The organism is Bacteroides sp. AM54-2NS (assembly GCF_003602935.1).
Classification (GTDB): Bacteria; Bacteroidota; Bacteroidia; order Bacteroidales; family Bacteroidaceae; genus Bacteroides; species Bacteroides xylanisolvens.
The window spans coordinates 140,354-147,196 of record NZ_QTMZ01000012.1; the positions used below are offsets into that span (position 1 = coordinate 140,354).

General features: G+C 44.4%; 5 protein-coding genes. 2 read left to right on the forward strand and 3 right to left on the reverse strand.

Features of this window, described 5'->3' with window-relative positions; genetic code table 11:
* Positions 1-47 precede the first annotated feature (47 nt).
* A complete protein-coding gene (gene uvrA, locus DXA05_RS10035; protein WP_128859130.1) occupies positions 48-2,819 on the forward strand; it encodes an excinuclease ABC subunit UvrA in 2,772 nt (923 codons plus the stop codon).
* Between the two features lie 94 nt (positions 2,820-2,913).
* Here uvrA and DXA05_RS10040 read toward each other — a convergent pair whose 3' ends face one another.
* The 3 genes from DXA05_RS10040 to DXA05_RS10050 are packed head-to-tail and all read right to left on the reverse strand — an operon-like array spanning position 2,914 to position 5,061.
* A complete protein-coding gene (locus DXA05_RS10040) occupies positions 2,914-3,399 on the reverse strand; it encodes an outer membrane beta-barrel protein (protein ID WP_087323871.1) in 486 nt (161 codons plus the stop codon).
* Positions 3,400-3,403: 4 nt separating this feature from the next.
* Complete coding sequence (locus DXA05_RS10045; RefSeq protein WP_004300962.1) at positions 3,404-3,634, reverse strand: hypothetical protein; 231 nt, start codon at positions 3,632-3,634, stop codon at positions 3,404-3,406.
* The gene (locus DXA05_RS10050) at positions 3,631-5,061 is read right to left on the reverse strand and encodes a carbon starvation protein A (protein WP_118407255.1); all 1,431 of its coding nucleotides are present in this window, start codon (positions 5,059-5,061) and stop codon (positions 3,631-3,633) included. The genes DXA05_RS10045 and DXA05_RS10050 overlap by 4 nt, the downstream gene beginning before the upstream one ends.
* Before the next feature lie 109 nt (positions 5,062-5,170).
* Between DXA05_RS10050 and DXA05_RS10055 the strand changes: the two genes are divergently transcribed.
* Positions 5,171-6,637 (forward strand): family 10 glycosylhydrolase, encoded by a 1,467-nt coding sequence (locus DXA05_RS10055; RefSeq protein ID WP_128859131.1) that lies wholly within the window; start codon positions 5,171-5,173, stop codon positions 6,635-6,637.
* The last annotated feature ends 206 nt before the right edge of the window (positions 6,638-6,843 follow it).

The following is a 6,843-nucleotide window of genomic DNA, read 5'->3' on the forward strand; positions in this document are numbered from 1 at the left end:
CGATAAATTCGCTAACTTTGCCGACTACCATAAAAAAGGAGTATTTTATGTCAGAAAACAACTATATTTCGATCAAAGGCGCACGCGTCAACAACCTAAAAAACATCGATGTAGATATTCCCCGCAACAAGCTTGTTGTCATCACCGGATTATCGGGTTCGGGAAAATCATCTCTTGCTTTTGATACGCTCTACGCAGAAGGACAACGCCGCTACGTGGAAAGTTTAAGCAGCTATGCGCGCCAGTTCCTGGGGCGAATGAGCAAACCGGAATGTGACTTTATCAAAGGGATTCCTCCCGCCATTGCTATCGAACAAAAAGTGAACAGCCGCAATCCCCGTTCTACTGTGGGCACCTCGACTGAAATTTACGAATATCTACGCCTGTTATATTCACGGGTAGGGAAAACGTATAGCCCCATCAGCGGACAAGAAGTAAAGAAGCACTCTACAGAAGACATTGTCAACTGCATGCTCTCATACCCGGAAGGTACAAGATATACGGTACTGACACCCATCCGCCTGCGTGAAGACCGCACCTTGCAACAGCAACTGGAGATAGACCTGAAACAAGGGTTCAACCGTATCGAAGTGAACGGTGAGATGAAGCGTATTGATGAATATACGCCTGTGGCAGGTGATGAAGTATATCTACTGGTGGACCGTATGGCTGTTGCCAACAGCAAAGACGCCATCAGCCGGCTGACTGATTCTGCCGAAACAGCCATGTATGAAGGCGACGGAACCTGTATGCTGCGTTTTTTTCTATCGGATGGAACTACGAAACTTCATACTTTCAGCACTAAATTCGAAGCGGACGGCATCATCTTTGAAGAACCGAACGACCAGATGTTTTCATTCAACTCGCCTATCGGCGCTTGTCCGGCGTGCGAAGGATTCGGCAAAGTAATCGGCATCGACGAGCACTTAGTCGTTCCGGATCGTTCATTATCGGTGCATGAAGGAGCTATCGTATGCTGGCGTGGCGAAAAGATGGGTGAATGGAAAGAAGAATTAATTCATAATGCGGAGAAATTCGACTTCCCCATTTTCACTCCTTATTATGAGTTGACAGACGCGCAACGCAGGTTACTTTGGGAGGGCAACCAATATTTCCACGGCATCAATGATTTTTTCAAGATGCTGGAAGAGAATCAATATAAGATACAATACCGGGTGATGCTGGCGCGTTACCGGGGAAAGACGCTTTGCCCGAAATGCCACGGCACCCGCCTGAAACCGGAAGCCGGATATGTACGAGTGGGTGGAAAAAACATTTCCGAACTGGTAGATTTGCCTATCACAGAGCTGAAGGAATTCTTCGATCATTTGGAACTGGACGAACACGACAACAACGTATCCCGACGTATCCTGGTTGAAATAAATAGCCGGATTCGTTTTCTAATTGATGTAGGTTTGGGCTATCTGACTTTGAACCGGCTTAGTAATTCCTTATCGGGTGGAGAGAGCCAGCGTATCAATCTGGCAACCTCGCTGGGAAGTAGCCTTGTAGGTAGTCTTTATATTCTCGACGAGCCAAGCATCGGACTGCATAGCCGTGATACAGACCGCCTGATCCATGTATTGCGCCAACTGCAACAATTAGGAAATACGGTAGTGGTGGTAGAACACGATGAAGAGATTATCCGTGCAGCGGATTACATTATTGATATAGGTCCCAATGCAGGACGCCTGGGCGGAGAAGTTGTCTACCAGGGAGATATGAAGGATTTAAAGAAGGGAAGCAACAGCTATACGGTACGTTATCTTTTAGGAGAAGATGAAATACCTGTTCCGGATCATCGCCGCCCGTGGAATAATTATATAGAATTGAAAGGCGCACGTGAGAATAATCTGAAAGGAGTAAACGTGCGTATCCCTCTCAATGTAATGACAGTTGTTACCGGTGTTTCCGGTTCCGGTAAGAGTACATTGGTGAGAGATATTTTCTTCCGGGCATTGAAGCGTGAATTAGACGAATGTAGTGACCGACCGGGAGAATTCTCTTCAATCGGAGGAAGTTTGCGTGACCTGCGGAATGTAGAATTTGTAGACCAGAACCCGATTGGCAAATCATCGCGCTCAAATCCGGTGACTTACATCAAGGCTTACGACGAAATCCGCAAACTATGGTCCGAACAGCCTTTGGCGAAACAAATGGGATATACCCCCGGATTCTTCAGTTTCAATAGTGAAGGCGGACGTTGCGAAGAGTGTAAAGGAGAAGGAACCATCACTGTAGAAATGCAGTTTATGGCAGACTTGGTATTGGAGTGTGAATCTTGTCATGGAAAACGCTTCAAATCCGACACGCTGGAAGTGAAATTCAACGATAAAAGCATCTACGATGTATTGGAGATGACCGTCAACCAAGCGGTTGAGTTCTTCAACGAACATGGACAGAAGAAAATTGTGAAGAAGTTACTTCCTCTGCAGGACGTAGGACTAGGATATATCAAATTAGGACAGGCTTCTTCTACCCTTTCCGGTGGTGAAAACCAACGTGTCAAACTCGCATTTTATTTAAGTCAGGAGAAAGCCGACCCGACGATGTTTATCTTCGACGAGCCGACTACGGGACTACACTTCCATGATATCCGCAAACTGTTGGATGCTTTCGATGCGTTGATTCGCCGGGGACACAGCATCGTCATCATCGAGCATAACATGGACGTTATCAAATGTGCCGATTATGTAATCGATCTCGGACCGGAAGGTGGAGATAAAGGTGGAAATATCGTAGCAGTAGGTACTCCGGAAGAAGTTGCTGCCTGCGGAGCAAGCTATACAGGGCAGTTTCTGAAAGAAAAACTAGGATAAGCAATCGTCAAAACTATAATAATACATCTATGTAATTAAGCCCTTGCAGAAGTTCTATATCTGCAAGCTTAATATATGAAAAAATCAATCTCTCTTACAAGTAGAAACCGAATCCAATCTTCACACCGAAACGTGACATATCTCCATCATTGAAACGCCATTTATAATAAACGGCAGGTTCAATGGTTACCGTACGCGAAAGGAAGTAAGCGTATCCGGCTTCGATACCCAGTCCCCAGTCTGTCTGATGCTTTCCACCACTCCAGCGAAAACGGTTCCAGTCGAGTCCGCCACCCAGATAGATACCGGTTTTATTAAAGTAAAAACGTACTCCGGTACCCAATGTATATTCGTCTATCGGTTTCGACCAGTCGGCTCCGGCATTTACCATCAAGGCAATACCTTCGGCAAAAAATGTACCGACCTGTGCACCAACTCCAAATTTTGCTTTATCGTTTTTACTATACGAAAAGTCCAACCCCGATAATGAAGGATTAATAATCGTAGTTCCTTTCTCAAATTGCGCCTGTGCAGTAAAAGAGACTGCCAATAAGCAAAGAGCCAAAGCTAATTTCTTCATAAACTTACTTTTTTAAGTGAATAGATTGTTCGTCTTTTTTGCGGCGTTCGCGCATTTGTTCCTTTTTCCGAAGCACCAGCCAAAGAAGAAGAACGATGACATAAGAAACTGCCACCGTAATTATTTTCTCTGTCAGGCTGACCTCCGTATTACGAGGCAACAAATAAGCCGCTGTTACGGATACATAAATAAGGAATGCAAGCGCCACTCCTGTTGATTTTCTTATTTTCTTCATTCTGATAATTTTCTTGTTTTTTGCTTATTCATCCAGATATAGAACCAAACTGCCGCAACTACTACACACACTATACCAATGCCATAGGAAACTGTATGCGAAAGTCCCAATCCTTCAGGAGCAATACATATATAAGTAGAACATACACATGTCATAAACAGTGCCGGTATCAAAGTGATGATATAAGGTTTCTTGGATACCGTCAGAAAAACTGTTATAGCCCACAAGGTAAACACAGCCAATGTCTGATTTGCCCAGGCAAAATAACGCCATATCATATTAAATCCGTTTGCATCACGCAAACTATACAAAAGCAAACCAATAGCCACTACAAACATCGGAATACAAATGTACAAACGACGGCGCATACTTTTTTGCTCCATTCCCAAGAAGTCCGCCACAATCAGACGTGCCGAACGGAAGGCCGTATCTCCCGAAGTAATCGGAGCGGCAATCACCCCCAAAATAGCGAGTACTCCGCCGATTGCCCCTAACCATTCTTTTGTGATGGCATCAACGATAACAGAAGCATTGCTTTCTTCCATTCCGTTTTCATGGAAAAAATAAGTAGCGGCAGCAGCCCAAATAAGAGCAACAATGCCCTCGGTAATCATTGCACCGTAAAATACCGGACGTCCATGCCGTTCCGAAGTCATACAACGGGCCATCAATGGGCTTTGCGTAGCATGGAAACCTGAAATGGCACCACAAGCAATACTCACAAACATAATCGGGAAGATAGGAAGTTCGCTCGCTTCCGGGTTCGTATTTTGCAATCCGTCCCATAACTCCGGCAAAGCCGGATGGTTAACATAGAGCATCACCAAAATGCCTACTGCCATAAACAACAAGGCAACCGCAAACAATGGGTAGATTTTACCTATTATTTTATCAACAGGCAGCAAAGTAGCCAGAATATAATATGCAAATACAACGATAATCCAAAACGTAGCATCCAAACTTTCCGGAGTGAGTTTTGCCAACAATCCGGCAGGACCTGCAACGAAAACTGACCCCACCAGAATCATTAAAATGACAGTAAATCCTCTCATCACCTGCTTGGTAGTCAGTCCCAAATAACGACCTATAATTTCCGGCAGGCTTTCACCTCCATTACGCAAAGAAAGCATTCCGGCAAAATAATCATGCACTGCCCCCGCAAAAATACTTCCCAGCACAATCCACAAGTATGAAGAGCTACCAAATTTCGCTCCCATGATTGCTCCGAAAATAGGACCTAATCCGGCAATATTGAGAAATTGAATCATGAAAATCTTCCAGGTGGGCAATGGAATATAGTCCACTCCATCCGCCTTGGTAAGAGCCGGTGTTTTACGGTCGTCAGGACCAAAGACGCGTTCCATCAGGCGTCCATACGTAAAATAGCCTACTATCAACGCCAGCAGGCATAGAGTAAATGTAATCATAGCGTGTCGTTTTTTTAACTTGGCAAATGTAACATAATCTCACGAAACAGCCCAACAATACCGACACTTTTACTAACTTTGCAGGGATTTAAAACAAAAAATAAAGAATATGCACTATACTATTTTCATTCTTTCACTTTTGTATCCTTTCCTCTCAATTGTTGCGCAACCCAAGCACGAAGTTCGTGCCGCATGGGTGACAGCGGTGTACGGACTGGATTGGCCTCGCACACGTGCGACAAACCCTCAAACAATCCGCAAGCAGAAAGAAGAGTTAATAGATATTCTTGATAAGTTAAAGGCTGCCAACTTCAACACTGTCCTATTTCAAACCCGTACTCGTGGAGATGTATTATATCCTTCGGCAATCGAACCTTTCAATTCGATCCTGACCGGAAAGCCAGGAGGAAATCCGGGATATGATCCACTGGCTTTTGCCGTTGAAGAATGTCATAAGCGAGGGATGGAATGTCATGCCTGGATGGTAACTATCCCACTAGGGAATAAGAAGCATGTTGCTTCGCTCGGCAGTCAGTCTGTCACCAAGCGGATGAAAGAAATATGCGTTCCTTACAAGCGCGAATATTTCCTCAATCCGGGACATCCGGCAACGAAGGAGTATTTGATGAAACTGGTGCGGGAAGTCGTTAGCGGTTATGATGTGGACGGAGTGCATTTCGACTATCTGCGTTATCCGGAGAATGCTCCTCTTTTTCCTGATAAATATGATTTCCGACGATACAATAAAGGACGCACACTGAATCAGTGGCGCCGGGATAATATCTCCGAAATTGTACGTTATATATATAAAGGTATAAAAGCTATGAAACCTTGGGTGAAAGTTAGTACCTGCCCGGTAGGTAAATACCGTGATACTTCTCGTTACCCCTCCCGGGGATGGAATGCTTTCTTTACCGTTTATCAGGACCCGCAAGGTTGGATGGGAGAAGGTATTATGGATCAAATTTATCCGATGATGTATTTCCAGGGAAACAATTTCTACCCTTTCGCCCTCGACTGGCAGGAACAGAGCAACGGACGGCAGGTGATTCCGGGACTCGGCATTTATTTTCTCCATCCCGATGAAGGTAAATGGACACGCGACGAAATAGATCGTCAGATGAACTTTATCCGCAAGCAGAAAATGGCGGGTGAAGGGCATTACCGGGTGAAATACCTGATGGAGAACACGCAGGGGATTTATGATGAATTATCCGAGAATTTTTATGCATACCCTGCTTTACAGCCTCCGATGCCATGGTTAGATAATGTTGCGCCAACTGCTCCTTCTGTACTGAAAGTTACTCACATTGATAATGGATATACGGAATTAACCTGGCAGGCTGCTACTGATAACGATCAGCGCAACAAGCCCATGTATGTTATTTATGCTTCTAATGATTATCCGGTAGATATCAACCGACCAGAAAATATCGTTGCACAAAATATTCGAGAGACGAGTTACGTATATGCCCCTATCCTGCCTTGGAATGCAAAAAAGCACTTCGCAGTGACGGCTATTGACCGCTATGGAAATGAAAGTACAGCGACACAGGAGCAAACGGTCCAGCAGTAAACCAAGTATTTAGAATCGACTTATTTGTTTCAAAACAGTATAAAAAAGAATGAAACGGTGCAGAAATGAACGAAAGTTTTTCCTACTATAAAGTTGAAAAAGGGTTCTTCGTCAAATTTGGTGGTACTTCTTCTATTGTGAATAAAGAATCTTGGCTCTCAGTAGTTTGCTTCCTGCCCTATTGTACATCTGCCTTTTTACCGCTT

Bases quoted from the DNA above. Each gene is read 5' to 3' on its own strand.
- DXA05_RS10050 (WP_118407255.1), bottom strand. From the start codon at position 5,061: ATGATTACATTTACTCTATGCCTGCTGGCGTTGATAGTAGGCTATTTT.
- uvrA (WP_128859130.1), top strand. From the start codon at position 48: ATGTCAGAAAACAACTATATTTCGATCAAAGGCGCACGCGTCAACAAC.
- DXA05_RS10040 (WP_087323871.1), bottom strand. From the start codon at position 3,399: ATGAAGAAATTAGCTTTGGCTCTTTGCTTATTGGCAGTCTCTTTTACT.
- DXA05_RS10045 (WP_004300962.1), bottom strand. From the start codon at position 3,634: ATGAAGAAAATAAGAAAATCAACAGGAGTGGCGCTTGCATTCCTTATT.
- DXA05_RS10055 (WP_128859131.1), top strand. From the start codon at position 5,171: ATGCACTATACTATTTTCATTCTTTCACTTTTGTATCCTTTCCTCTCA.